Source organism: uncultured Marinococcus sp. (assembly GCF_947493875.1).
GTDB lineage: Bacteria > Bacillota > Bacilli > Bacillales > Marinococcaceae > Marinococcus.
In genome coordinates this window covers 522,977-546,919 of the sequence record NZ_CANLSU010000002.1, presented here as the reverse complement: position 1 = coordinate 546,919, position 23,943 = coordinate 522,977, and the positions used below count along the sequence as shown (strand labels likewise).

The 23,943-nt window shown below is 47.0% G+C and carries 23 protein-coding genes and 1 pseudogene; 5 read left to right on the top strand and 19 right to left on the bottom strand.

Annotated features, from left to right (window positions below; translation table 11 throughout):
* Nucleotides 1–471 (top strand): annotated as a pseudogene (locus Q0757_RS05645) (hypothetical protein); the annotation flags it as partial.
* Nucleotides 472–503: 32 nt separating this feature from the next.
* Here the strand turns inward: Q0757_RS05645 and Q0757_RS05640 are convergent.
* Together Q0757_RS05640 and acsA are read right to left on the bottom strand one after the other, a co-directional pair.
* Complete coding sequence (locus tag Q0757_RS05640; protein ID WP_298785377.1) at nt 504–662, bottom strand: hypothetical protein; 159 nt, start codon at nt 660–662, stop codon at nt 504–506.
* 115 nt (nt 663–777) lie between these two features.
* On the bottom strand, nt 778–2,496 hold the full coding sequence (gene acsA, locus Q0757_RS05635; RefSeq protein WP_298785376.1) for an acetate--CoA ligase: 1,719 nt from the start codon (nt 2,494–2,496) through the stop codon (nt 778–780).
* Between the two features lie 173 nt (nt 2,497–2,669).
* Between acsA and Q0757_RS05630 the strand changes: the two genes are divergently transcribed.
* The 3 genes from Q0757_RS05630 to Q0757_RS05620 are packed head-to-tail and all read left to right on the top strand — an operon-like array spanning nt 2,670 to nt 5,140.
* Nucleotides 2,670–3,302, top strand: a complete 633-nt coding sequence (locus tag Q0757_RS05630) for a GNAT family N-acetyltransferase (RefSeq protein ID WP_298785375.1) — start codon at nt 2,670–2,672, stop codon at nt 3,300–3,302.
* Between the two features lie 33 nt (nt 3,303–3,335).
* Complete coding sequence (locus tag Q0757_RS05625; protein WP_298785404.1) at nt 3,336–3,977, top strand: acetoin utilization AcuB family protein; 642 nt, start codon at nt 3,336–3,338, stop codon at nt 3,975–3,977.
* Nucleotides 3,974–5,140, top strand: a complete 1,167-nt coding sequence (locus tag Q0757_RS05620) for an acetoin utilization protein AcuC (protein WP_298785403.1) — start codon at nt 3,974–3,976, stop codon at nt 5,138–5,140. Before Q0757_RS05625 ends, Q0757_RS05620 begins: the two co-directional genes overlap by 4 nt.
* A 38-nt stretch (nt 5,141–5,178) precedes the next feature.
* Here Q0757_RS05620 and ccpA read toward each other — a convergent pair whose 3' ends face one another.
* The 14 genes from ccpA to Q0757_RS05550 all read right to left on the bottom strand — a co-directional run bounded on the left by ccpA (nt 5,179) and on the right by Q0757_RS05550 (nt 19,602).
* On the bottom strand, nt 5,179–6,189 hold the full coding sequence (ccpA, locus tag Q0757_RS05615) for a catabolite control protein A (RefSeq protein WP_298785374.1): 1,011 nt from the start codon (nt 6,187–6,189) through the stop codon (nt 5,179–5,181).
* Nucleotides 6,190–6,533: 344 nt separating this feature from the next.
* A complete protein-coding gene (locus Q0757_RS05610) occupies nt 6,534–7,610 on the bottom strand; it encodes a bifunctional 3-deoxy-7-phosphoheptulonate synthase/chorismate mutase (protein ID WP_298785373.1) in 1,077 nt (358 codons plus the stop codon).
* 205 nt (nt 7,611–7,815) lie between these two features.
* The gene (locus tag Q0757_RS05605; RefSeq protein ID WP_298785372.1) at nt 7,816–8,247 is read right to left on the bottom strand and encodes a YtxH domain-containing protein; all 432 of its coding nucleotides are present in this window, start codon (nt 8,245–8,247) and stop codon (nt 7,816–7,818) included.
* Between the two features lie 16 nt (nt 8,248–8,263).
* Nucleotides 8,264–8,677 carry a DUF948 domain-containing protein gene (locus Q0757_RS05600; RefSeq protein ID WP_022795220.1) on the bottom strand — a complete coding sequence of 138 codons (414 nt, stop codon included), beginning with the start codon at nt 8,675–8,677 and terminating at the stop codon, nt 8,264–8,266.
* Between the two features lie 209 nt (nt 8,678–8,886).
* Nucleotides 8,887–10,197 carry a UDP-N-acetylmuramate--L-alanine ligase gene (gene murC, locus Q0757_RS05595; RefSeq protein WP_298785371.1) on the bottom strand — a complete coding sequence of 437 codons (1,311 nt, stop codon included), beginning with the start codon at nt 10,195–10,197 and terminating at the stop codon, nt 8,887–8,889.
* A gap of 180 nt (nt 10,198–10,377) precedes the next feature.
* Nucleotides 10,378–11,019, bottom strand: coding sequence for a hypothetical protein (locus Q0757_RS05590; RefSeq protein WP_298785370.1), 642 nt, complete (start codon nt 11,017–11,019; stop codon nt 10,378–10,380).
* Nucleotides 11,020–11,044: 25 nt separating this feature from the next.
* A complete protein-coding gene (locus Q0757_RS05585) occupies nt 11,045–12,145 on the bottom strand; it encodes a nicotinate phosphoribosyltransferase (RefSeq protein ID WP_298785369.1) in 1,101 nt (366 codons plus the stop codon).
* 106 nt (nt 12,146–12,251) lie between these two features.
* Complete coding sequence (locus Q0757_RS05580; RefSeq protein ID WP_298785368.1) at nt 12,252–14,849, bottom strand: DNA translocase FtsK; 2,598 nt, start codon at nt 14,847–14,849, stop codon at nt 12,252–12,254.
* Nucleotides 14,850–14,947: 98 nt separating this feature from the next.
* Nucleotides 14,948–15,586, bottom strand: coding sequence for a YtpR family tRNA-binding protein (gene ytpR / locus Q0757_RS05575; RefSeq protein WP_298785367.1), 639 nt, complete (start codon nt 15,584–15,586; stop codon nt 14,948–14,950).
* A gap of 63 nt (nt 15,587–15,649) precedes the next feature.
* Nucleotides 15,650–16,450, bottom strand: a complete 801-nt coding sequence (locus tag Q0757_RS05570) for a DUF1444 family protein (RefSeq protein ID WP_298785366.1) — start codon at nt 16,448–16,450, stop codon at nt 15,650–15,652.
* A gap of 120 nt (nt 16,451–16,570) precedes the next feature.
* Nucleotides 16,571–16,906 (bottom strand): thioredoxin family protein, encoded by a 336-nt coding sequence (locus Q0757_RS05565; RefSeq protein ID WP_298785365.1) that lies wholly within the window; start codon nt 16,904–16,906, stop codon nt 16,571–16,573.
* A 37-nt stretch (nt 16,907–16,943) separates the two neighbouring features.
* The gene (locus Q0757_RS05560; protein ID WP_298785364.1) at nt 16,944–17,954 is read right to left on the bottom strand and encodes a PTS transporter subunit IIC; all 1,011 of its coding nucleotides are present in this window, start codon (nt 17,952–17,954) and stop codon (nt 16,944–16,946) included.
* Nucleotides 17,955–18,016: 62 nt separating this feature from the next.
* Nucleotides 18,017–18,526, bottom strand: a complete 510-nt coding sequence (locus Q0757_RS05555) for a DUF84 family protein (RefSeq protein WP_298785363.1) — start codon at nt 18,524–18,526, stop codon at nt 18,017–18,019.
* Nucleotides 18,527–18,528: 2 nt separating this feature from the next.
* Entirely contained in the window at nt 18,529–19,602 is a 1,074-nt protein-coding gene (locus Q0757_RS05550) for a M42 family metallopeptidase (protein ID WP_298785362.1), read from the bottom strand.
* 153 nt (nt 19,603–19,755) lie between these two features.
* Between Q0757_RS05550 and Q0757_RS05545 the strand changes: the two genes are divergently transcribed.
* A complete protein-coding gene (locus Q0757_RS05545; protein ID WP_298785361.1) occupies nt 19,756–20,061 on the top strand; it encodes a PepSY domain-containing protein in 306 nt (101 codons plus the stop codon).
* Nucleotides 20,062–20,160: 99 nt separating this feature from the next.
* Here the strand turns inward: Q0757_RS05545 and Q0757_RS05540 are convergent, their stop codons facing one another.
* Genes Q0757_RS05540 through Q0757_RS05530 form a run of 3 tightly spaced genes read right to left on the bottom strand, consistent with a single transcriptional unit; the run spans nt 20,161 to nt 23,877 of the window.
* The gene (locus tag Q0757_RS05540) at nt 20,161–22,173 is read right to left on the bottom strand and encodes a PTS fructose transporter subunit IIABC (RefSeq protein WP_298785360.1); all 2,013 of its coding nucleotides are present in this window, start codon (nt 22,171–22,173) and stop codon (nt 20,161–20,163) included.
* 13 nt (nt 22,174–22,186) lie between these two features.
* Nucleotides 22,187–23,125 (bottom strand): 1-phosphofructokinase, encoded by a 939-nt coding sequence (gene pfkB / locus Q0757_RS05535; protein ID WP_298785359.1) that lies wholly within the window; start codon nt 23,123–23,125, stop codon nt 22,187–22,189.
* Nucleotides 23,122–23,877 carry a DeoR/GlpR family DNA-binding transcription regulator gene (locus Q0757_RS05530; protein ID WP_298785358.1) on the bottom strand — a complete coding sequence of 252 codons (756 nt, stop codon included), beginning with the start codon at nt 23,875–23,877 and terminating at the stop codon, nt 23,122–23,124. The genes pfkB and Q0757_RS05530 overlap by 4 nt, the downstream gene beginning before the upstream one ends.
* Nucleotides 23,878–23,943 lie beyond the last annotated feature (66 nt).

Here is a 23,943-nt window from a genome sequence, read left to right as displayed (position 1 = left end):
TCCGAGGACTCCGGCACATCCACTGACGAAGAGGAATCCGCTGAGGACTCCTCTTCTGCTCCTTCCGGGGACAGCGGTACCGAGGAGACCGAGGACTCCGGCACATCCACTGACGAAGAGGAATCCACTGAGGACTCCTCTTCTGCTCCTTCCGGGGACAGCGGCACTGAGGACTCCGAGGACTCCGGCACATCCACTGACGAAGAGGAATCCGCTGAGGACTCCTCTTCTGCTCCTTCCGGGGACAGCGGCACTGAGGACACCGGGGACTCCGGCGCATCCACTGACGAGGAGGAATCCACTGAGGACTCCTCTTCTGCCCCAAATGACGATAACGCCACGGAGGCCCCCGAAGATTCTGACGGCTCGTCCACAAATGAAGAAGCCACTGGCGAGAATTCCACGCCAGAGGCTTCAAGTGATGCTGAAAATGAACTAGATGAAGGAAGCTCTTCCGCACAAGAAGAGTAAGGAATAACAACATTATGTATCGAAATTAAGAATTAAGCCATCTGGGCCAGTCCAATCCAGACCAGCAATATTGCAACAGGCACCGAAACCATTCCTGCCGTCCGCAGGAAACGGCGCTTCTCTTTACTTCCTTTAAATATTAAAAAGAAACTTTCCAATAAAATAATAATACCGATAATTAAAGCAATCAAGATCGTCTCGCCTCCCCTTCTATTCTTTCTGTATATCATACCTGAAGGGCCATCAGAAATAAAGAAGCCTCCGTACATAATAATAAGTACGGAGGCTTTCTTACATTTTTACAATCTAGTCTTCCATAGTAGAAAGATCACCAGTAGGCAAATCAAGCTCCCAGGCTTTCAGGACGCGGCGCATAATCTTACCACTTCTTGTTTTCGGAAGTGATTTACGGAATTCAATTTCTTTTGGCGCGACGTGACCAGCAAGCTCTTTTTTCACGAAGTTTTGAATCTCTTCTTTCAGCTCGTCTGAAGCTTCATATCCTTCCCGCAGGGCTACAAATGCTTTGATGATTTCCCCACGTACCGGGTCGGGCTTGCCGATAACCCCTGCCTCACCTACTGCCGGGTGTTCAACCAATTTGCTTTCTACTTCAAATGGACCCACTCTTTCACCAGCCGTCATAATAACATCATCTACGCGCCCCTGGAACCAGAAGTAGCCATCTTCATCCGTATAGGCAGAGTCCCCGGATACATACCAGCCATTCAATTCAAAGTAGCTGTCAAACTTCTCTTTTCTGTTCCAAATAGCCCTCATCATTGCCGGCCAGGTTGGCTTGATAGCCAGGTTACCCATTCTATTAGGCGGAAGCTCATTTCCCTGATCATCGACAATTGCTCCGTAAACTCCTGGAATTGGTTTGCCCATAGAACCGGCTTTAATGGTCATTGCCGGATAGTTGCATATCATCATTGCACCTGTCTCTGTCATCCACCATGTGTCATGAATGCGGAGGTTAAATGCTTTTTCACCCCAGCGTACAACTTCCGGATTCAGCGGCTCCCCGACACTCAAAATGTGTCGCAGCGAAGAAAGATCATATTCTTTCACAAGCTCGTCTCCAGCGCTCATAAGCATACGGAAAGCCGTCGGTGCACTGTACCATACGGATACATTGTACCGGTCCAAAGTATCATACCAGTCCTGTGCACTGAACCGCCCGCCACGCACTACGTTTGTCACGCCGGCAAGCCATGGGCCGAATATGCCGTAGGATGTGCCAGTTACCCAGCCGGGGTCAGCTGTACACCAGTATACATCTCCGTCCTTCAAATCCAGTACCCATTTTGCTGTCTGGTAGTGCTGAATCATGGCGTTGTGTACATGATAAACGCCCTTTGGCTTTCCAGTGGAACCTGAAGTATAGTGCAGGATCAGTCCGTCTTCACGGTCCACCCACTCCGGTTCAAAATCGCTGCCTGCCTGCTGCAGCCTTGCATCAAAATCCAAGAATCCGCCTTTTTCGTCATCCACGCCTCCGTGAATGAATACCGTTTCCAGATTTGGAAGGTCATCAAACGGCACCCGTTCTACTAACTGAGGAGTTGTTACGAGCGCTTTTGCTTCACTGTCTTCAAGACGGTCCCGGACAGCCCCTTCCATGAATGCTTCAAATAATGGACCAACAATAGCGCCCACTTTAATCGCGCCGAGAAGAGCAAAGTAAAGCTCCGGAGAGCGGGACATAAAAATGAAGACGCGGTCCCCTTTCTCAATACCTGCTTCCTTCATTACATTTGCTGCTTTGTTCGTGTATTTTTTCATATCCGCAAATGTATACTCCTCTTTGCGGCTTCCATCTAAATAATGCAGTGCTACCTGGTTTTGCTTATCAGGATTCTCCGCATGGCGGTCAATCGCTTCATATGCCATGTTTACCTTTCCTGTTTCGTGCCAAGAGAATTGTTTTTCAATTTCCGACCAGTCAAAATTTTGTTTTGCTTCTTCGTAGTCTTGTAGGTTGTAATTTCCGTCAATTGGTGGAAGCGTTTGCACTTTCATCTGAAACATTCCCTTCTGTCGATCTTAATTTGCACAGATTCATTATAATATAAGTTCATATATTGTTCAATTCTTTCATTTCTTAATATTCTCATTTCTTCCACCAATCTGAAGTAATTTTCTGATATGATAATATTGTAAGCAGTACCATAGGTGGATGAAGGATGGTGTACATGATTCACAAAAAGACCTATTATTCCAGGGAAATCGCATGGAACAACCACACCTTGCTCATGGAAGGACCTGTTTCCGGTAAAACACTTCACGATTATGACTTTCATCCAGGCCTTACAGCGTTTCGTTCCCATGAAGAACAAAAAAAAGCATTGATTGGCATTGCTGATCTTCCTGAAGGGCGAATTAATATTGTAGCTGATGGTAAAACAATCGTCGGGTATGTCACATTTGTCTATCCGGACCCTTTGGAACGCTGGTCAGAAGCCCGGCTGGACAGTCTTTTGGAGCTTGGGGCCATCGAAATAGCCAAAGAGTACAGGGGAGCTAAAATTGGCAAACGCCTGTTGGAGTTTTCTGTGCTCGATGACGCCATGGAAGACTATATTATTATCACCACAGAATACTACTGGCACTGGGATCTTAAATCAAGCGGCTTAACCGTTTGGGAATATAGAAAACTCATGGAAAAAATGATGAATGCCGGCGGGCTCGAATGGATGGCTACGGATGATCCTGAAATTTGCTCTCACCCCGCCAATTGTTTAATGGTAAGGATCGGCTCCCGTGTACCAGATAACGATATCCAACAATTTGATAATGTACGTTTTACTAATAAATTTATGTTTTAACCGCCTGCACAGAGGAGGAATGTTTGCTTGTTCGTGGAAGAAATTATGGTTAAAGACGTCATAACAATTGAACGAACCACGCTCATACGCACGGCTTTAGAGCTTTTGGAAAAATACCGCATCCGGCATATACCTGTAATCGACGAAAGCCGTTATGTCATCGGCATTGTAGCTGACCGGGATATCCGTGATGCCAGCCCTTCCATTTTTCAGTCCGGCGATGATAAAAAAGAATTGGACCAGCCCGTTTCTACAATTATGACTACTCCTGTCGTCACAATTATGTCATATGATCTAATGGCTGATGCTGCAGTAGTGTTATACGAGAACGATATCAGTGCGCTCCCTGTCGTTTCCTCAGATGATAAACTGGTCGGTATATTAACTGAAACCAACGTTCTGCATACGTTGGTAAAAATGACAGGGGCCAATCAGCCATCCTCCCAGATAGATGTTGTTGTCCCTAATTTATCCGGGCAGCTGGCAGAGTTATCATTGATTTTTAAAGAAAAAGGCACAAACGTTATCAGTGTCCTGCTTTTTCCACACAAGGAAATGGACAAGCAGGTGCTCAGCTTCCGGGTGCAGACAATGGACCCCCGCAGGCTGATTGCAGCCATTGAAGAAAAGGGATACACAGTACAATGGCCAAAAATGCCGGAGCCGGGGTCATGACAATGAATCACGCTCTCGTTTATTCCCCGGATATGCCGCAGTACAAATTTAATGACGATCACCCTTTCAGTCCACTCCGTCAGCAAATCACCTTTGACCTGCTGCTTGAAATGGGGGCAATAAGTGATAGTCAGCTTATCCCATCACGGATGGCAACAGATGAAGAAATAATGCTTGTACACGACCAGCATTATGTGGAGGCCGTCAAAGCAGCCGGAAAGGGTGAACTGAGTATCGGCGTTGCAAATAACTACGGGCTCGGCACTGAAGACACGCCTATTTTTGACCATATGCACGAAGCTTCTGCCACGCTTGTCGGTGGCACTCTTCAGGCTGTTGAAACAGTACTCTCAGGAAAAGCATCCCATGCTTTTCATCTTGGCGGAGGCCTGCACCATGGCTTCCAGGGAAAGGCTTCCGGTTTTTGTGTATATAACGACAGTGCCATCGCTATTGAATACGCACGTAAACACTTCGGAGCACGCGTTTTATATGTTGATACTGATGCCCATCACGGAGATGGCGTCCAGTTTTCTTTTTATGAGGAACCGGATGTTTGCACACTGTCGATTCATGAAACAGGAAGATACCTGTTTCCTGGAACCGGCAGCGTTGGTGAGAAAGGTGCCGGCCAGGGCTACGGCACTTCCATCAATATACCAGTTGACGCCTTTACAGAGGACGACTCTTTTCTGCATTGCTATGAAACAGCATTGCGGGAAGCAGCCGAGTTTTTCAAACCGGACGTCATTTTTACACTTAACGGTGCAGACGCCCACTATTTCGATCCACTCACGCACCTCTCTTTAAGCATTGAATCGTACAAAGCCATTCCTGCTATCGCTCACCAAGTAGCCCATGAATACTGCGAAGGCAGATGGATTGCTGTCGGCGGCGGCGGCTATGATATGTGGAGAGTCGTACCAAGAGCCTGGGCAGCCGTATGGCTTGAAATGAGTGAGCAGACGCAGTTATATGAACAAAACTGTCCAGAGGAATGGCGGGGCCGTTGGGGGGCAAATGCGCCTATCGAGCTTCCCACCAAATGGCAGGATCCGGAGCACATGTATGCCCCGATTCCAAGACGGCCGGAAATTGAAGAAAAAAATATCCGTTCATTAGAAAAAGCCCTTTTTCATATTAGAAATGAAAAACGGCCATGAGAATAAAAAACAAGGGAAGCAGTTAAAAGCTGCTTCCCTTACTTTTCCGGGATAGTCGTTGATTGTCTGTATTCCAGGCGGTGCGGAAGAACTACAGTACTTTCATCTACTTCCTCTTTGTTCATAAACTTCGTCAGGAGGCGCATGGAAACCGCCCCGATGTCATACATTGGCTGTACTACAGTCGTTAATGTCGGCCTTACCATGGTCGCAAGACGTGTATTGTCAAAGCCGATGACATTTACCTGATCCGGCACGCTGAAGCCATCATCCTGCAGCCCGTGAATAACACCGAGTGCCATTTCGTCTGTGGAAGCAAAAATCGCAGTTGGAGGATTTTCGAGCTTCATCAGAGACTGAGCAGCCCTCAGCCCGGAATCATATGAATAATCTCCTACTGTTACCAGTTCTTCTTCAAAAGTAATATTGTTTTTATTCAGGGCCTCTTTATAGCCACTGAATTTTTTATACCCGTTTACCGGGTCTTCAAGAGAGCCCGAAACCATACCAATTCTTCGGTGGCCACCCTCGATTAGTTCTTCCACTGCGTCAAAAGCAGCATCTGCATAATCAATATTCACTGAAGGAACTTCCTTATTTTCATCAACTGTCGCAGCCAGTACAATTGGGACCGGGGAGTGCTTAAATTGTTCTACGTGCTCCTCGGTAATTTCACCGCCCATAAATACAATGCCGTCCACCTGTTTTTCAAGCAGAGTGTTAATTAAATTAATTTCCCGGTCCTTATTTTGGTCGGAGTTACTCAGGATGATATTGTATTTATACATCATCGCGATATCTTCGATCCCCCGGGCCAGCTCAGCAAAGAAAATACTCGATATATCGGGAATAATCACACCAACGGTCGTTGTTTTTTTACTTGCAAGACCGCGAGCTACGGCGTTCGGACGATAACCGAGCCCTTCAATAGCGTCCAGCACTTTTTTTCTTGTGGCCGGCTTCACGTTGGGATTGCCATTCACCACACGCGAGACGGTCGCCATTGAAACGCCGGCCTCTCTTGCTACATCATAAATTGTTGTATTCACTAGTAATCCTCCTTCAAGTCCCTTTCATCCACTTCTCAACAGATGATGCTATCATATAATAATGGTTATCGCCTCTGCAATTCATTTATGAAAACTTTTCATAACTTTCTATTCCGCATAATTTATACATGTTTGTTCTTTTCTTCACAATCACAGATTTTCCAATCATACCATATTAAATCCAAAACGTCTTCATTCTTGATTTGACCTGTTTTCAATTGTTTTCATTTTACTATGTTTTCATACTTATTTTCAAGAAAACGCTGTCAATTAATTTAAATTAATTATTAAGGCTCACCATAGAAAAAAGCACAGGACGACGCCCTGTGCTTTCCTGTGCTGCATTATGATTTGTATAATCCGGAAGCCCGTAAAGAATCCAGGAAGGATTCAAATTGAGCAAGATCCATTTGCTGGGCGGAATCAGAAAGAGCGACAGCAGGATCAGGGTGTACTTCAGCCATAACTGCATCTGCACCAATAGCAAATGCTGCACGCGCTGTTGGCTCAAGCAGATCTCTTCTGCCCGTAGAGTGTGTCACATCCACCATTACCGGAAGGTGTGTTTCTTTTTTCAGAATTGGCACTGCAGAAATATCGAGGGTGTTTCTCGTTGCTTTTTCGTACGTACGGATGCCGCGTTCACAGAGAATAATATTTTCATTGCCTTTAGCCAGGATGTATTCGGCACCCTTAATCAATTCATCGATCGTCGAGGACATGCCGCGTTTCATTAATACAGGCTTGTCTACGCCACCTACTTCTTTTAATAGTTCGAAGTTTTGCGAGTTTCTTGCACCGACCTGAATAACGTCGAGGTAGTCCAGTGACATTTCTACATCCTGCGGACTTACAATTTCGCTGATTACAACCATGTCCAGCTCATCAGCTACACGGCGAAGAATTTCGAGGCCCTCTTTGCCAAGTCCCTGGAAATCATACGGGGAAGTTCTCGGCTTGAATGCACCGCCACGCAGAAGGCGAATGCCCTGGCTTTTCATGAATTTAGCCACTTCATACACCTGTTCGTAGCTTTCAACGGAACAAGGTCCTGCAACAAGACGCTGAGAACCGTCTCCAATTTTTTCACCTTTCAGGTCAACAATTGTATCTTCAGGCTTTTTCTTCCGGGAGACGAGCAATTCTTTTCGATTATCGTCTTCCTGAAGCTCAAGACCGGCCTGGAAGATTTGTTTGAAAATATGCTGAACCGTGGAAGTGTAGAAAGGCCCTTCATTATGTTCTGCGATATGGTCAAGCATATGACGCTCACGTACCGGGTCGAATCGTTTCTGTCCGGACTTGCTTTTTACGTCCCCGATTTCCCGGACAAGCCGCCCACGTTCATTGATCAGTTCCAGCAGTTGTACGTTCACGTCATCCAATTGTTCTCTCAAGGCATCTAACTGTTCGTTACTCATGCTCTCCACTCCTTCAGTCAATTACTTATCTTTTCGATTACGCCCCATTATAAACGAAGAATTCTGTTCTGTCAGCCCTTTTTTCTTTATTTCTTAAACGCTTTTAAGTGTTAAAGTATTTTTGCCTTTAAAATAAGCTTTCCATCTATATTCCACCGGAAAAACATATTAAAAACCGCTGCGTCTGACACAGCGGCCTTAAATTTTACGTATTATTGCTGTTGTTTTCCGTCGAATCTTTATGCAGATCGCGTACTTCTTTTTTTACATCTTCTGCTGCTTCTTCTTCACTTTCATCAATACGTTCATTAAGTTCTTTTGCCAGCTCTTCCGCAGACTTTTCTTCGTCTTCGCCCGGGCTTCCTTTCACCCGCTCATATAAATGAGAAGACTGTGCAGAAACATTTTTAGCCAATTCGCTGGACTTATCTTTAGCGCGATTTGCCCATTCACTGCCTTTTTCGTAAGCTTCAGAGGTTAAACCGCTTGATTTCTGCTTTACTGACTGGGTGCCTTCAGAAAGATCCTGGCGCCATTCCTGTCCGGACTTTGGAGTGAGGAGCAGTGCTGTAGACGCTCCTACAATACTTCCTATAATCGTGCCAATAATAAAGTCTTTTGTGTTGTACGAAGCCATTCTTTATCGTCCCCTTTTATTTTGTCCGTTTTTTCCAGCGGGCATACAAATCAATAAAGGCATTCCCCCACTGAATTACCTGGGTGACCTGCTCTGATTGTTTTGAAGAATAATTGGAAACGGAATCTGCTACACGACGGAATGAGTGGTTAACGTTATCCACCGATTCCCCAACATTTTGCAGCGATCCTACAAAACCATTAATACTCTCTGTTTTGGTCTGCACATCTTCCATAATAGTATTAGAACGGTTAAGCATAGCCTCTGATTCTCTGGTAATGCCCTGTACCTGCTGCTCTACTTGTTCCATGGTATTCCCTACGCGCTCCATCATCGTAGTCGCTGTTTTCAGCGTTTTCACGAGGAAAATAATTAGAACGGCAAAAGCGATCGCTGCGATTAGCGCGCTTATGTACCCTAAAATAGCCATATTACCATACACCTCCTGTCGCCATTTTACCACTATTTGTTTGGTTTGAAACTCCATTCTTCATAAAGGACCTTTCTGTTCCTCTGTTCCCTTTTCCCATAAAAAGTATGCATTCTGGATGAAAAAACAATCAATTTGATGACTGTTCAAATCTTCTTTGATATTAACATCAAAAGAACGGAAAGCTTTCGCTTCCCGTTCTTTTAATTTTATTGTTTGGAGGATTCAAGGTGAGCTTCATAGGCTCTCTGAAACTTTTGAATGTCTCCGGCTCCCATAAATAAAAGTACAGCATCATTGTGCGTTTCAAGCACCTGGACACCATCTTCCTGGATTATTTTTGCTCCAGGAATACGTTGTTTTAAATCATCGATACTCAGGCTTCCATCCTGTTCCCTGGCTGATCCGAAAATATCGCAGAGGTAAACATAATCGGCCATCTGCAGGCTGTCTGCAAAATCATCAAGAAACGCCTTTGTTCTTGAAAACGTATGCGGCTGAAAAACAGCTGCTACCGGCCGGCTCGGATACTTTTGTTTCGCTGACTCAATGGTAGCCCGGATCTCCGTAGGATGATGGGCATAATCATCAATCAATACCTGCGAACCGGAAATTTTTTCTGTAAACCGGCGTTTTACTCCGCTAAAAGAGGCCAACTGTTCACGGATGATAGAAGCCGGTACCTCTTCATAGTGACAGATAGCAATAACGGCGAGCGCGTTCAAAATATGATGATTGCCATAGCCTGGAATCGTAAAACGGCCAAAACGGTCTCCGCGTATTTGAACATCGAAGCTGGTGCCGTTTTCGTCTACTGATATGTTTTCTGCGTTAAAATCATGTTTTCCTTCAATGCCATAGTAAACAATTGGTACGGAGGCGTGCAGCTTTTGAAGATGTTCGTCATCACCACAGGCTACGATACCTTTTTTTACTTTTTGAGCCATTTCATTAAACGCCTGCACGACATCGTCTACATCAGAAAAATAGTCTGGATGATCAAAATCGATATTTGTCATGATGGCGTAATCAGGAACATAATTCAAAAAATGACGGCGGTATTCACAGGCCTCAAACGTAAAAAAGCGGCTGTTTTCCATACCTTTTCCTGTGCCATCGCCAATTAAGTATGAGGTTGGCTTATACGCCTCGAGCACATGGGCTAACAGACCGGTGGTCGTCGTTTTGCCGTGAGAGCCTGCCACTGCTATCGACGTAAAATTCTGAAGAAATTCTCCTAAAAACTGAGGGTATGAATGAACCTCCAGCCCTGACTGCTTTGCCTTTTTCACTTCTTCGTGGGTATCACCATAAGCTGCTGAAGCCACTACCGTCTGCCCTTCCTGGATATTATCAGCCTGAAAAGGAAGAATAGAGATATTTTTCTTTTCAAGAGGCTGCTGGGTAAAAAATGTTTTTTCAACATCCGAGCCTTGTACAGTGTGGTTCATATCGTGCAGAATCTGAGCAAGAGCACTCATGCCGGATCCTTTAATTCCAATAAAATGATAATTAGACATATTGTCTTCCTCCGTTCTTTCAAAAAACCTTGCCGCCGAAACGCACAGGTGAAAGAGATCGTTTTTCATGGTGTGTATCATATGTAAACATACTTATCCTATTATAGCAAAAACCTCTAGTTCCTCCAATGGAACGACCTGAATTGGGCAGAAAAGGCTGACTCCCGTCTTCGTTTACGATTAAAAACTAACAGACGGGAGCGCAAACTGCAGCCAGGAAGCCCCTTTTTCTTTATGCCATCGAATGTGCTCTTCCTTCTGGTAAGCTTTTTCAGCCTCAAGCATCAGTGCCTGAAAATCTTCGCCAGCGGGCCGGAGCGGTACTGCCTGTCCCAGGCGGGTGTCCTCAAAACCTACACGTGCTGTCCGGACAAGCCAGGTAGCAGATGCCACCGGCTCCAAAGCAGCGTCCTGCTGCAGCCGGTTTGAAAATTCCTGCTTCCCAACTGCTCTAACCCAGTAGTTTTTTTCATTCAATTCCACTGGCAGCCAGGAGGCCGTTAAAAGCAGACCGCCGAGCTGGAGGTCCATTCGGGTTCTTGCAGACAGCGTCTGCTTTAAAAACATATCAAATAAATGCGTTCCGATAATAGTTACATAGTCATACGAAAACCATTCCTCAAACAGCATGTCCCACGGTTTCTTTTCCACCTGCTCCACCGCAAGTCCTGTCTGTTCCGCAAAAAGATGCTTGGCACGCACCTTTTCACGCAGATTCGTATTTTCATCTTTCCAGGCTTTAAATGCTGCGAGCAGGCCTTCGAGGCGCCGGTCCGCTTCTGCCTGCCGGCGCTGTCGATACCTTTGTATATCCGAACGCACGGCCAAGAACTCCTTTCCAGGGAAATTAATATTCAACGAGCTCCATTCGATTATTCGGGCGGTATTTCCGCCCAGCTTTAGCTTCATGTTGTCCATTTAACAACACATTATCACCTGTAAAACCGATATGGATTTTTAACAGGCTGCTGCCAATACCATAAATATCAACAGGAACGTCTTTAGCTTCATATTCCTCAATGCGGGCAGCGTTGAAACCACCACTTACCATTATTTTAACATGCTGAAAACCTTCTTGGTCCAACACTCTTCGTAAGGCAAAAATCAATTCGGGGTTGGCACCGGTGGGATTGAAGGAGCCAAGCACTTCCGGATGCCGGCAGAAATATTGATCCACCATACTGCCCGATGTATCGAGACGCACTGTCTGAAGCTCGCTGCCGAACTCTCTCGCCACTTTCAGGGAATCGGTAATAACATCATTATTATAATCCACCAGTGCTGCGAGCTCATCTTCAGGGAATGTTTCTTTGTAGGCGCGGGTTGCCTGGATAATATCCCCCTCGAAAAGCTGGAGAAGGGCGTGTGGCATTGTGCCCATTCCCTTTTTGCCCCACCATTCGCTCATCGCATGAGTTGCCTGGGCCTTGGAACCGCCAATAAAAGCGCTGTAACCGTCTCCTGCCTGCTGCGTGAAGTGATCATCCCGATCACCCATAAAAATTACAGGTTTTTTTCTTCCTGAGGTTTTTGCTGCATTCACAACGTTAAACACATTCGTAGCCACAGACGTACGCCTCGCAAGTATACCGTCGATCAGGCCTTCGAGAAAGCCGAAATCCTGGTATTTTCCTTCCACTGTCATCACTGTTTCATACGGTTCAATTTTGTTGCCGTCTTCAAGGGCATAAATGACAAGTTCTTCCGGGTTGGAAGAGAAGGTTTTAACTAAAGCCACCGCTTCATCCGCTCCGCACAAAACGGCGTGATCCTTTTGAAAAAACTGCATCAGCACACGTTCTTCCGGCTTATATTTCTCCGCAATTTTTTTGGTCTTCAAGAAGTATACTGCGGAAAACCAGCCTTCCTTTACTCGTTCATCAAATTTAAATGTTTCGTTTGTTAATCGTTTTTGTTTTCCTTGCAGTTTGAGTTCAATTTCTTTCATAACAGCTGCTCCTTAACCTATGTATCAGAATAAGAGCCCGTGATTTTCCACGGGCTGCTTCTTTTTATTCTATTTATCATATATAACCTTCCACACGAAAGCAAGCCTATAACGATTCTTCCCATTCCTGCCGGGTGACTAATACATTACGCGGCTTGCTTCCTCTCGCCTCTGATACAATCCCACGGTTTTCCATCGTATCAATCAGCTTGGCCGCGCGATTATACCCTAAAGAAAACCGGCGCTGCAGTTGGGAGGCGGAAGCCTGCTTCTGATCAATGACGAATTCACACGCATTATCATAGAGGGGATCCTGGTGTTCTTCTTTTTCCAGATGCTTTTGGAGCTCCTCTTTTTGGAACTGATAAACGGGTTTTTTCTGTTCTTTTACAAAATCTGTCACGGCGTCTATTTCTTCATCTGTCACAAATGTGCCCTGCACACGTGTTGGCTTGGAGGCCCCATTCGGATAGAAAAGCATGTCACCCTTGCCAATTAAACGCTCAGCACCTCCCCCGTCCAGAATAGTCCGTGAGTCGACCTGTGAGGACACAGAAAATGCTATTCTGGTTGGAATGTTTGCTTTAATAAGGCCTGTGATGACATCCACTGATGGACGCTGCGTTGCCACAAGCAGATGCATGCCGCAGGCCCTTGCTTTCTGGGCAATACGGCAGATCGCATCCTCCACATCCTGCGGCGACACCATCATCAGGTCTGCCAATTCATCAATTACAATGACAAGGTAAGGCATTTTATCAGCCGGCCGCCCCTGTTTTTCCATGCGCTCATTGTATTTTTTCATATCGCGTACGCCCTCCCGGGCCAGGCGTTCGTAGCGGTCTTCCATTTCCTGGACCGCCCATTTCAACGCTCCCGTGGCTTCTTTGGCATCGTTTATTACCGGAGTAATAAGATGCGGGACCTCCCGGTACGAAGCAAGCTCCACCATTTTAGGATCGATCAGCATCCATTTGCACTCTTCCGGGGAGGATTTGTACAACAGGCTCAGCAGAATAGAGTTGATGCACACACTCTTTCCTGAGCCCGTAGCACCCGCGATCAATCCGTGCGGCATGTTTTGCAGATCGGCGATGACCGGATTGCCGCCAATATCGAGACCCATGGCTACCGACAGCGGCGATTGATGATTTTTAAATACGTCCCGGCGGAGGATTTCCCGTAAAAATACCGGTGCGGAAGTCGGGTTGGGCACTTCAATGCCGATAGCATTCTTTCCCGGTATAGGGGCTTCCATTCTTAAATCCTTCGCCGCAAGCGCCATTTTAATGTCATCTGTCAGATTGGTCACTTTTGTCACTTTTACTCCCGGGGCCGGCTGGACTTCAAACCTTGTAACCGACGGTCCTTTTGTAATCTGGGAAACCTTTGCATCCACATGGAAGTTTTTCAGTGTGGTTTCAAGCTGTTCTCTCTGTTCTTCAAGCTCGCTCTGGTCTTCGTCCTCTTTTTTAGGAGGAATATTGAGCAGCTGAAGCGATGGAAGCCGGTACCCCTTTTGCTTTGGCTGCTGCCCGGCTGAACGCTTGTCCTTAGGATACATCATGACATTAAACGGGGTGGACGTAGAGGCCCGCTTGCTGCCGGTTTGTTTTTTCACCGGTGCTGCTGCCGGCCTTTCTTTCACTGACGAAGGTGAAGCAGCTGTTGGTTCTTCTGTTTTCGTTTCGCTTCTGCCCGCGGGCAGTTCGTTTTTTTCCGGAGCTGGCCCCGGACTATTTTCTACTGCTGCCGGCCTTATTTCCTGCACATCCTCTACAATGGCATCTGGAGTTTTTTCTTCTTCCCATGGAATAGAGACCGCCTGAGACTCCTGATCTTTTTCCGGAACCTCTGCTTCGACGGGCTCTTTATCCGCTGCTTCCTCCGGTTCTATTTCAAACGCAGTACCTGAGGGAAACAGTTCAGGATCCTTTTTTTCTTCTGACTCAGGTTCATCCTCCGGCGTACTGTTCTCTGCTTGCTGGTCTTTCTCTGCAGTGTCCCATTTCCCGCTTCTTTGCGCCCTGCTGATTTCCATAAAGCGGTCGGTGTCTTCCTGCAGAATAGAAGGAGCCCGGCGTTTTCGACTGGCCTCTTTCTCCTCAACCTGCTTCGTTACGGATGAAGGTCTTCTCGCTCCCGTACGGATTGAATTCAGGAAAGCGATATCCTCCCGAATCTGTTCCTGCACGGATGTTTCCTTTCTTTCTTCCGCCTCCGGATCTCTTAAATTACCCGGATGCAGCTCGGCCTGCTGATACCCAAAGATAGGGGAAGGGATACTGCCTGCTTCAAAGTTTTTCCCCCGGAAATAGCCGGAATTCTCTGGTTCAGCCTTTTTTTCCTCTCTGGAAACAGATCGTTTAGAGCTTTTCCCACTGCGTTCCTGTTCTGCTTCGCCATGGCTGTAACTGGAGGAGGTGTGCGGTTCGGCAGGAGTGCCCGAAAGCTTTGCTGCGCTCGGCCGCTCAGGAGCCCGCGCGCTGCCCTTTTGTTTTTGTGCTTCCTCATAGCTTTTGGGATAAACATTAAACATCTTCACCGGCTCAGATTCCTGATACGTCATTCTCGCTATGTATGGAGGCGGATCCTCTCCGGAGCGCTTTACACGACTTTCACGGTTGTTGTCTTCTGGCTGTTCTTCATCGTTAAAAAGAAAATGCTGCATTCTTTTCATCCATTGTTGAAAGGATGACGGCATTTTCAACCCCTCCTTTTCTTACCGGACCTTTTTAAGTTTACTTTTTGTACCTGCACAAGAAAAACCCCTAGCACGACTAGCGGTTTTTCATTCACTTACTACACGGAGGCCGAAACCGGGCGTTCGTGATACTGCTTATAAAAGTCCTCTCCTGTCTCATACGCATCACCGAGAACGAGGATACCTTTTTCTGTCTGCTTTTCCGGCAGGGCAAGCTCAGATACAGAGCAGATCATGCCGGTAGAAGTCACACCACGGAGCTTCGATTTTTTAATTTTCATCCCTGAGGGCATAACTGCCCCTGGTACTGCTACAGCTACCTTTTGTCCTTTATCCACGTTCGGTGCCCCGCAGACAATTTGAAGCGTATCTGCTCCTGTGTCCACCTGACAGACGCTCAATTTGTCTGCATCCGGATGCTGTTTTTTCTCCGTCACATAACCCACCACAAATTCGGACTGGGTCGGTACTTCAAGCGAACTGTCTATATTGTTTTCTTTTAGGGCTTTATTAACGAGTTGGATATGACCTGCATCCGCTGCTATTCTGCCCGTTCCTGTAATTTCACCGTAGGAGGAGGCATTAAAAATATGGTAGCCTGCTGTTTCTTTGGTTGTAGAATGCGTAAGCACGGCCACATCTCCGTGTCTTACCGTTTCACGCTGTTTTGAGTTTATCGGTTTTAAAGAGATGAGAAGTACATCCCCAATTCCTTTTGGATTATAAAAAATATTCATTCGTTGAGGCTCCTTTTCGCTAACTTAACTTTTATTGTATCACAGCTTGAACGCTCCCGCGAATCAGGTTTTAGGGCGTTTTCTAGCCAAAATAAAGATCGGTTCGAATTCTCCGTTTTCATACATAAACGGAAGAGCCGTAATCGGCACCCGGCCGTCATTAAAAAAGCGGAAAGCCATCTGTCCAAGCACATCGTATCCGTTATCGTTTGTGATATCTGCAATAATAAAGACGTCGTTATGAGGCACTGCTACTGCCATATCACCCTGCACATCTTCAGCTATACTCTGCAGTAAAGCTTCGTTTAATATGCGGCTTGCGTCATAGCCGTCATTGGTATTAATAAAATAAAACGTGTTTCCGGCAACCGTATCCTTTTTCATCGGCACTTCCAGCTTTTTCACATTATTGCGGGCAGCCCGGCGGATGCTTTCCGTTTCTACCTTTTCGGCTTCGAGCGTCTCCTGTTCAATCAAGGAATATGCTTCTCCCATATCAAGGGCGTAAAAAATTCTTGTTTCCGCTGTATGATCGTCCCATACGAGCTCCTTCCCGTCCTTCGTTTCGGTTGGAAAAGAAGTCGAACGTATTACCGGATAAATATATTGCTCCTGTCCGGAAAGTGAAACATCACGTTCCATGGCTCGAAACGAGGTATCTATATAATGCACGACCTCTTCCACAGCCTTTTCTCCTTCACGTTCATATTTTGCTGCCCATTTGCTTAAATCCAGATCAACTCCGGTTTTCAACTGCTTGTGCTCGACCCGCAGTGAGCTTTGTTCATCATCATATTTAAACGTACGGGAATTGTCGTCTTTCAGTCGTTCCCGCAGTATGCGCTGTAGCTTTCGTACTTCCATTCTTATCGCTCCTCTTGAACATTCTTAATTCTATCGTAACATGAGCAGAGGTGTACTCCCACACTCGTGCTTACTGGCAAAAAAAGACTGTCCCATTTTTAGGGACAGTCTTTTTCATCTTTATGAACCGGCGTTGACTTTTTCCAGTGATTCATTCAGGAAATGCTGGACTTCTTCCGGCGTCTTCCGCTGCTTACTTACGAAACGGTGCACCTCTTCTCCGTTATGAAAAGCAAGAAAACTAGGTATGCCCATCACTCCGTAATCAATGCATACATCCATAAGCTCGTCACGGTCCGCTTTGTAGAAGCTGAACTGATCATACTGCTGTTCGATTTCCGGCATCGCCGGATCAATATACGTGCAGTCCGGGCACCATCCGGCTGAGAACATAATCACTGTATTCCCATTATCAATAGCTTTATTGAAGGATTCCTGTGTAGTTAAATTTTCCATTGTTTTGCCTCCCTTAAATTAATCCATACAGAAAAGGTTACCCCTCCCGTATCTTCATATCCCCCATTCTAATCCAATTTCGTTTGCGCATCCACTCTGACAAACCGAGACTGATCAATGCGGGAGCAACGATATGAAGAAGAAGTACTGCACCAAGTACCTCAAAGGAAAAACCCATCGTCTGGAAGGTCATAATCTGGCCAACCAGGCCGCTCGTTCCCATACCGGCGCCTGCTGCATTATTTTCCATCATAAAGATCATCGTGGAAAAAGGGGCAACGGCCATACCGGCAACCGTCGGTGGAATCAGAATGAGCGGCCGTCTCACAACGTTTGGAACCTGAAGCATAGATGTACCAATACCCAGAGCGGCCAGGCCCGAAAATTTATTTTCCCGAAAGCTGCTGGCTGCAAAACCAACCATCTGTGCTGCACATCCAACAGTCGCTGCCCCGGCGGCAATACCGTTCAGATCAAGGATGATGGCAATAGCGGCACTTGAGATCGGCGCTGTCAGGGCAAGTCCCATAAGTCCGGCAACTAAAATGCCCATAATAAGCGGCTGCCGTTCTGTGGCCCATACAATTAAATCTCCAAAACCTGTCATAAATGCCTGAATGCCCGGGCCGAGAAGCTGTGCTATTCCATAGCCGGCAATAATCGTCACAAGCGGCGTTACAATAATATCAAGACGTGTCTCTTTAGATATCAGCTTACCCAGCTCCACTGAAACGAGAGCTGCGATGAAAGCACCTGCCGGGCCTCCGAGCTCCGCGCCGGCAGCCCCCGTAGCTACGGCAGAAAAAACAACCAGTGGCGGCGCCTGCAGGCCATATGCCACTGCTACACCAATCGCCGGCCCCATTAATGAAATCGCAAGTGTACCCATGTTATCAAAAAAAGCAACACCGAGCTGCTGACCGATTGTCTGAATAATTAAACCGATAATTAATGACGCAAACAGGCCAAGCGCCATATAACTCAATGCTGTAATTCCATATGTCTTTACACTTAAGTTTACACCCTTTTTCAAAAAAAATGAACGCATCCACTCTCTCCTTTTCTTTTTTCCCATTGTAACCATATTTTAATTTAATGAAAAGGCGCCGTCTAAAGCCGGCGCCCAGTTTGATATATCCACTGTCCGTAAAGCAGAGAGACGATGTGATGAAATAGGGCAGTCCGGTCTACCTGCCCGGCGGTTAAAATACCGATAGCTCCTTCATTTTGATGAACATTTTCCAGCTGCGTATAGTAGTCCACTGCCGTTTTCAATTCCACTCCATCATGAAGCATAGCAGCAATACGTTCCGGAAGCAGTATACGGGCCCCGCCTGCTGTCCATATACCACTTCCATCCGTAAGTGCCCCCCAGCTGCACAAATATACATCCTTTCCTTCGGGCTGCACGCCGCCTTCAAGTCCTATGCCCAGATCAGCGTTTTTTTGTGCATACCTTGCCCGGTTCACAGCACCTTCTCTTGTTTCCTGATCAGAAAATGGCTGGTCACTTACTCCTGAAACAGTGGAAACACCCGCCACAGAAAAGTCCGGGCTCAACACCTGGCGGACAGCCGCCACCTTTACAGCATTTTCTGATCCCACCATAGCCCTTTTCAACTTCAGACTCCTTTATGAATCATATCAAGGGCCTGCTGGTCTGTAGTCCGCACGAGCTTCGTCAGCAGCTCTTTTGCTGCAGCGTAATCATCCACGTGCAGCAGTGAAGCAGAGGTGTGAATATAGCGGGAGCAGACACCGATAACGGCAGACGGAATACCTTCATTGGCCATATGCACCCGCCCGGCATCCGTGCCTCCCTGGGAAATAAAGTACTGGTAAGGAATGCTGTTACTTTCTGCTGTATCGAGAACAAAGTCCCTCATACCGCGGTGAGTAATCATCGTCTGGTCAAATATGCGCAGCAGTGCTCCCTTGCCCAGCTGGCCGAAGGCATCCTTACCTCCTGTGGAATCGTTCGCCGGACTTGCGTCCAACGCATAAAAAATATCCGGCTGAATCATTTGGGCGGCTGTCTGTCCTCCGCGAAGTCCTACTTCCTCCTGCACTGTAGCACCTGCATAGAGCGTGTTCGGAAGGTTTTCATCATAAACTTCCTTCATCAGTTCGAGTGCGAGCCCGACTCCGTACCGATTATCCCAGGCTTTCGCCATAATTTTTTTCTCATCCGCCATCGGGGTGAATGGGCACACCGGAGACACCGGCATTCCCGGGCGGACGCCGAGTTGCTCTGCATGCTCACGGCTGTCGGCTCCAATATCGATAAACATTTGATTTAACGGCATAGGCTTTTCACGCTGCGCCGGTTCAAGCAGGTGCGGTGGTGTGGAGCCAATCACCCCCGGCACACTTCCTTCCTCTGTATAAACCTGAACACGCTGCGCAAGCAGAACCTGGCTCCACCAGCCGCCAAGCGTTTGGAACCGGATCATTCCGTTTTCATCAATGGATTTGACCATAAAACCAACTTCATCCATATGGCCGGCTACCATAACCTTCGGCCCTTCCTGCCCACTGCGCTTCACTCCAAATAAACTACCGAGTCGGTCCTGTACAATTTCATCACTTACCGGTTCAAGCTCTTTTTTCATATATGTACGAATCTGGTGTTCAAATCCCGGGACCGCCGGTGTCTCTGTTAGATACTTAAACATATCGAGTGTTTGCTGCTTCATAAAATACCCCTTTCGATTATCAGGCTCTGCCTAATTTTCATTTTATCGGACGAGTCACGTTTTTACCACTATTGAAAACGGGTATGTATTTGGATATACGCATTATTTGCGGTATACTGATTAAATAAGAAATGGAAAGGCAGGGACATAATAATGAGTACAAAGAATATTCTTATTGGAGTAGGTCTTGGAGTTGCTTTGGGGATTTTGGTTAAGCAGTTCACTAAGAAAGATGAAATTTCCCCGGAAAAGGCGCTGAAGACAGTAAAGGAAAACGTACAGGATCACCTTCCAGTCAACGGCTCCTGGATCCATATGACGCCGGAAACGTATAAAAAAGACGATCTGGAGTACAAAGTTTACCGCGGCGGCCTTTCAAGCACCAATCAGGGAGAGACCCGTCAATTAGACTTTATTGTTGATGCTGAAACTGGTACTATTTTAGAATTGAGCTCTTAATTCAACATAGCCCCGGGCCCTTCAAAAAGGGCCGGGGCTTTTTATTTCCATCGAAACAAAAGAGAGGCTGCGTAGGTAGCAGCCTCTCTTTTGTATTAATTACGATGCTTCTTTTTTCTCTTTGGAGTCCTTGTAATCCTGTACTTCGTTTTTCGACTGCTCCAGCGGTTTCTTCAAAATCGCCAGCATAACCATGGTCACGAGTGATCCAATAAGAATCGCGAGGAAGTATAGGAAAACCCCGCCGCCCTGGACAGCATTCAGGAAGAATACGAGAAATCCTCCGTGCGGGGCAAGCAGTTCCACGTTAAAGAACATGGCCAGACCGCCTGCTACTGCAGAGCCAGTAACGATGGAAGGAATCACCCGGAGAGGGTCCGAGGCCGCAAATGGAATAGCACCCTCTGTAATGAAAAATGACCCGAGTGCATAGTTTGTATACCCAGCCGAACGCTGCTCTTTCGGAAAACGGTTCTTAAAGAACGTGACCGCAAGCGCAATACCAAGCGGAGGCACCATTCCACCAGCCATTACTGCTGCGTGCGGGGCATAAATACCCTGTCCGATTAAGGCTACACCGACAGTGAAGGCCGCTTTATTGAACGGTCCGCCCATATCGATTGCCATCATGCCGCCAAGCAGGATTCCAAGCAGTACCAGGTTGCTTGTACCAAGGCCTGTGATCCAGTCCTGAAGAGCTGTATTCAGGAAAGCAACTGGTGTAATAAACACATAATACATCAGAAGACCAGTGATCAAAATGTTTATTACTGGATAAAATAGAATCGTTTTAATTCCATCAAGTACCTGTGGAAGTCCAGACATAGCCTTCTTCACACCAAGAGCAACATACCCGCCGAGGAAACCGGCAATAATACCGCCAAGGAAACCGGCTGTGGCGTTCTCAGCTCCCGGAATGCCCTGAGTCGACATGAAGCCACCAATCATTGCCGGCATAAAGCCAGGACGGTCTGCGATGCTCATACCGATAAAGCCGGCAAGCACTGCTACAAATAACCCAAAGGCATATTGGCCGCCTATCGCATTCAGGGCCTGGGCAAATCCATTAAACTGGTCACTTTCAGGATCCGCCGAGTTAATTCCCCAGAAGAAAGAAAGTGCGATAAGAATCCCGCCGCCGATAACGAATGGCAGCATGTTCGAAACCCCGTTCATCAGGTGGCGGTAAATAGCATTACCAACGGCTTTTGCACCGCCTCCACCGCCGGTGGAAGCCGGTTCGTCATCCGACGAAGAGCTTCTTCCAGAGCCCCGGTATCTCGAAAATTCACCGTTCGCAGCCTGGTTGATCAGCTGCTCCGGTTTACGGATTCCATCCGTTACCTTCGTGGATAAAAGCGGTTTGCCGTCAAAGCGTTCCATTTCAATTTTTGTATCAGAGGCTACGATAATTGCTTCCGCATTTGCAATTTCTTCAGAGGTGAGGCGGTTTTTAACCCCACCGGATCCGTTCGTTTCCACTTTAATGGAAACACCAAGCTCCTTTGCCTTATCCTTAAGCGCATCTGCTGCCATATACGTGTGGGCGATACCCGTCGGGCAGCCGGTTACTGCAAGAATTCTTGGTGTGCTGCTGTCTCCGGCAGCCTGGGCTGAAGAAGCTTCTGTCTCTTCTTCCTCATCGCTTCCAAGCTTGTCTCGTTCTTTTGCGTCCACAGCCGCCATAATCTCGTCTTCGGATTCTGCATTCAAGAGATCCTGGCGGAAGTTTTCATCCATCAGCAGCGTAGATAAACGGGACAATGTAGTTAAATGTGCTTCGTTCGCTCCTTCTGTCGCTGCAATCATGAAAAACAGATGTGCCGGCTGGCCGTCCAGTGATTCATAATCTGCGCCTTCCTGGGAACGGCCGAATGCAATGGCCGGTGTATCTACAGCGCCTGTCTTTGCGTGAGGAATAGCGATGCCTTCGCCGATACCGGTTGAGCTCTCTGATTCTCTTTTTTCAATCGCTTCCTTAAAAGCCTGTCGGTCATTTAAGCGGCCGGCAGTGTCAAGCTTGTTTACCAGTTCATCAATCACTCCGGCTTTGTCTGTCGAAGACAGCGAAAGCAGCACGGTATCTCTTTTTAATAGATCTGTAATTTTCATTCTGCTCACCCCTTTAAGCTTGATTGGTTTCTTCGCTCTCCAGCGAACGAATAGTTATTTTCTGACTTAGCTCTTCTACTTCTTCTTTCGTACAGAATGTTTCCGAAAACGCGGTAGCGCTTCCGGAAGCTACTGCTTTGTTCAGCACCTGATCCGGAGCCAGACGTTCCGTAATTCCGGCAGCGAATCCAGCAACCAGGGAATCCCCTGCTCCAACGGAATTCACGGCTTTTTGTTTTGGCACGGAAGCATGGAGGGTTTGCGATTTATTAATATATACCGCTCCTTCTCCTGCCATCGAGATAACCACGTGTTCAATATCAAAATCCTCCAGAAGCTTTCGGCCATATACCGCAGCGTCTTCTACGCTGTTTACTTCCACTTCGTACAATTCTGCCAGTTCAAGATGGTTCGGCTTAACGAAATAAGGACGGCCTTTCAATGCCTCGCCGAGCGCTTCTCCGCTCGTGTCCAAATATACCCGGACTCCTTTATTTTTCACCCGCTCCATCATGTCCAGATAAATGCTGTGAGAAAGAGAAGAAGGCACGCTGCCCGCGAGTATTAATTCGTCTTCCTGCGTAAGCACATCCAGCTTCTGATACAGCGCTTCCACATCTTCGCGCGAGACGCCCGGGGAAGCCCCGTTAATTTCTGATTCCTGACCGCCGCGAATTTTAACATTAATTCTTGTGTCCTCTTCCACCTGCACAAAATCTGTTTGGATATTTTCGTTATCCAGGCTTTCTTCAATATAACGGCCGGTAAAGCCGCCTACAAAACCCAATGCAGTAGACTGTTGTCCGAGTCTTTGCAGCACTCTCGAAACGTTAATACCTTTGCCCCCCGGATATTTCAAATCATTTTTCGAGCGGTGGATACTGCCCGGAATAAACTCTTCCAGCTCTATCACGTAATCAATCGCCGGGTTCAGCGTTACTGTGCATATCATGTACTCACGACCTTCACATCTGTGTATTTCTTCAAGTTTGTCCGTTCATCGTCCCGCAGTCTGTCCGACGTAATCACTTCCGCTAAAGCAAGTTCACCAATGTTTGCAAACGTAATGGAACCAATCTTCGAATGATCTGCCAGCACGTAGCTCCTTTCCGCAAGGTCGAGCGCTGTCCGTTTAACCACTGCTTCATCCGGATCCGGGGTTGTATACCCGTGAACGGGATGTACGCCATTAATGCCTAGAAAGCAGGCGTCAAAACAAAATTCCTTTAGTGCTTCTATAGCTTTAATTCCTACCAGTGCCCCTGTTCCCTGCTTGCCTTTGCCTCCGATAACGTACGTTTCAATGCCTCTTTCAAGCAAAAGCGGCACATGCGGAATACCATTGGTCACTACGACAAGATCCCGGTCCGCCAAATAAGGAATCATCTCCAGGGTCGTCGTCCCGGCGTCTAAAAAAAGGCACTCGCCAGGTTCAAGCAGGGATGCTGCAGCCTCTGCAATCTTTTTCTTTTCCCACTGGTTTACGCTGCTCTTTTCTGCGATAGTCGGCTCATTTCGGCGGCGCCTGGAGAGAGAAGCTCCTCCGTGTATCCGTTTAATCTGCTCATCAGATTCCAGTTTGGATAAGTCTCTTCGAACTGTTGCTTCTGAAGCACCGGTTAATTCCACCAGCTCATGAATGGAGGCAGTATCTTTAGTTTTTAAAATCTCGATGATTGTTTCCCTGCGCTCCGTGTGAAGCATTCTATTCTCTCTCCTCTCCGGCTCCGCCGTAAAAGCAACAGACATATGCGAAAGCTTTGATCGTTT